At 60.8% G+C, this 2,930-nt stretch carries 4 protein-coding genes; all 4 read right to left on the reverse strand.

The genetic code is table 11. The annotated features are described in order from the left end of the window. Positions 1-449, reverse strand: a 449-nt coding sequence (locus NTW26_08740; GenBank protein MCX7022339.1) for a hypothetical protein, incomplete at its 3' end; no start/stop codon positions are given. Between the two features lie 139 nt (positions 450-588). Continuing rightward, a complete protein-coding gene (locus tag NTW26_08745) occupies positions 589-1,605 on the reverse strand; it encodes an Ig-like domain-containing protein (GenBank protein MCX7022340.1) in 1,017 nt (338 codons plus the stop codon). Positions 1,606-1,744: 139 nt separating this feature from the next. Next, complete coding sequence (locus tag NTW26_08750) at positions 1,745-2,371, reverse strand: hypothetical protein (GenBank protein MCX7022341.1); 627 nt, start codon at positions 2,369-2,371, stop codon at positions 1,745-1,747. 334 nt (positions 2,372-2,705) lie between these two features. Continuing rightward, positions 2,706-2,930: hypothetical protein (locus NTW26_08755; GenBank protein ID MCX7022342.1), on the reverse strand; the 225-nt coding region annotated here is incomplete at its 5' end.

A 2,930-nucleotide genomic window follows, 5' to 3' on the forward strand; every position in this document is an offset into this window, starting at 1 on the left:
TAATCGCCGATCTGCTCGAAGGCGATGTAGAAGGTGCTGGTGGACAGGGCGACGGCGGCGTCAATCCACTCGAAGGAGCCGGGATCGGTGAACCCCAGGTAGGTGCTGTCGAGGTCCGCGCCGGGATACCCCCCATCGTCGTCGAACACGTGCATGTAGCAGCCCAGGTAGGTAGAGTCGGGCCAGTCAGGGTAGGTCGCGGCTCCATAGGCGGTGACCACGCCGTTCTCGACGCCACCCGTCTTCTCATCGTCGAACTGCACGGCCCAGTAGTTGCCGCCGGTGTACCAGCACCAAAAATAGGACAACGTTCCGTCGTCCCAGTAGAACTCTGACTCCGCCGGCGGGTCGGGGTGGGCGTTGATGGACGGTCCCGTGCCGGAGAGCGCCAGGGGATAGGCCGCGGCGCCCAGAACCAGGACGATGAGTAAAAACAACAAACTTCGCATGATATTCCCCTCCCATAGTGAAGGAACTGTTAAACCCAATCGAATAATTTAGCACATAAATCGAGCGTCGGCAAGGTGTGCTTTCAAGGCGCATTCGGGGGGAGGTTTTGCGGCCGCCCCTCCCCCGGATTGAAACCTTCTAGTACAGCGCCTTTATCTCGCCCCAGGTGGTGTTGGTCACACGGGGTTCCGCTTGTGTTTCGAAGCTCCAGACGATATCGTTCTCTGTCTCATTGCCCGCTATGTCGGCCAAACCGGCCGGGACGGTGCAGGTGATGGAATAGGGCAGGTCGTCATCGGGAGTGAAGGTGCAGACTACGTCGAGGAGGTCCGCGTCGTCAACGTACAGGACACCGGATATCACGCCGGTGGGGGAGGGACCGCCGGTGTTGTAGGCCAGATTGACGTGCACGGGACCCCGTGAGGCGTCCTCGACGTAAAACTCGATGGTTGCTACATCCACGCCGGAATAGTCATCCACAACGTGAAAGATGATGGTGGTGTCAACGGGCACGCCATCGGCGCCGTCGGCGGGATCCATGCCGGTCACCTCGGGCGGGCTGTAGTCCCAGCCGGGTTCGCCCTCCCAGTAGCAGCGGAGCATGAAGTCACCACCGTGAATCGTGGTTTTACCCCAGAAACCCTGGTAGCCGGTCCAGTTGTGCGTGCCGCCGCCCGCGTCTACGCACACCGAATCGCAGGTCGGGTAATTGCCGATCTGCTCGAAGGCGATGTAGAAGGTGCTGGTGGACAGAGCGACGTCGGCGTCAATCCACTCGAAGGAGCCGGGATCGGTGAACCCCAGGTATGTGCGGTCGAGGTCCGCGTAGGGATACCCCCCATCGTCGCTGAACACGTGCATGTAGCAGCCCTGATAGGTGCTGTCCGGCCAGCTCGGCCAGGTCGCGGCCCCGGAGGCGGTGACCATACCGTCGGCGTCGCCGCCGGTTTTCACTTCGTCGAACTGCACGGCCCAGTAGTTGCCCCCGGTGAACCAGATCCAACCTTGGGCCATGATCCCGTCATCCCAGTAGAACTCATACTCCGCCGGGGGCTGAGGATGAGCGTTGATGGGCGGTCCGGTGGTGGACAGCGTCAGGGGATACGTCGCGGCGCCCAGGACCAGGACGGCGATTCCAAAAAACACCTTTCGCATGACATTCCCCTCCCATAGTGAAGGAACTTTTAAACCCAATCGAATAATTTAGCACATAAATCGAGCGTCGGCAAGGTGTGCTTTCAAGGCGCATTCGGGGGGCGGTTTTGCGGCCGCCCCTCCCCCGGATTGAAACCTTCTAATACAGCGCCTTCACCTGCCCCCAGGTGACCTCCTCGACGGCCGGCAGCTGGTCGTCCCAGTAGCAGCGGAGCATGAAATCCCCGAACATGGTGGTCGGGGACCATGAGCCCTGGTAGCCGGTCCAGTTGTGCGTGCCGGCCGCACCGTCCACGCAGATTGAATCGCAGTCGGGGTAGACGCCTATCTGCTCGAAGGCGATGTAAAAGGTGCCGGTGGTCACGAGGAGGGGATCGGTCTCGGGGGGCGTCCACTCGTATCCGCTGATTTCGAGAGGGCAGTAGGTGCGGTCCAGCTCGCCGCCCGGATAGCCGCCCAGATCGGCGAAGGTGTGCATATAGCAGCCTTGACCCGACCCATCCGGCCAGCCCGATGAATAGGAGTAAACACCGTAGTTGGTGATCACGCCGGGTTCGCCGCCGGTCTTGACATCGTCGAACTGCACGGCCCAGTAGTTGCCCCCGGTGAACCAGATCCAACCTTGGGCCATGATCCCGTCATCCCAGTAGAACTCGTACACCGTGGGGGGCTGGGGATGGGCGTTCGGGGGGGTACTGACGGTCCGCAGGGCGTTGGCGGCGAGGGTCGCCGCGACGAGGAACAGTATCCAGAAAAGCTTTTTCATCGTAACCTCCCTTTAAAGTGGTGAATGCTAAAAATACCCTCATTTATAGTATAACGTCCCGGGGTTCAATTTTCCAGGCGATAAAAAAGGCGGCCGCTCGGCCGCCCGTTTTTTTACCGAAGAGAATCAGTACAGCGCCTTCACCCGCCCCCGGTCATCAAAAACGCCCTCCACACGCCCACGGTTGCTAGTACAGCGCCTTTATCTCGCCCCAGGTGCTGTTTTGCACTCTCGGGACGTTCTCGGTCGTGAAGCCCCAGACGATGTCATGGTGGGTTTCATTGCCCAGTGCGTCGGCCAGCACGGCGGCCACGGAGCAGGTGATGGCGTCGGCTTAGGGCAGTTCCGAGTCGGGAGTGAAGGTGCAGACGACGTCGAGAGGGTCTATGTCGTCAATGTGCAGGATCCCGGAGATGACACCGGTCGGGGAGGGACCGCCGACGCTGAAGGCCAGGGCGAAGCTTTGGACATTCTTCGAGGCGTCCTGGGCGGTGAACTCGATGGTCGCCACGTCCACGCCGGAGCTGTCGTCCACCACGTGGAAAATTATCTTGGTACC

The organism is bacterium (assembly GCA_026398675.1).
Taxonomy (GTDB): Bacteria; RBG-13-66-14; RBG-13-66-14; order RBG-13-66-14; family RBG-13-66-14; genus RBG-13-66-14.

Bases quoted from the DNA above. Each gene is read 5' to 3' on its own strand.
- NTW26_08750 (MCX7022341.1), bottom strand. From the start codon at position 2,371: ATGAAAAAGCTTTTCTGGATACTGTTCCTCGTCGCGGCGACCCTCGCC.
- NTW26_08745 (MCX7022340.1), bottom strand. From the start codon at position 1,605: ATGCGAAAGGTGTTTTTTGGAATCGCCGTCCTGGTCCTGGGCGCCGCG.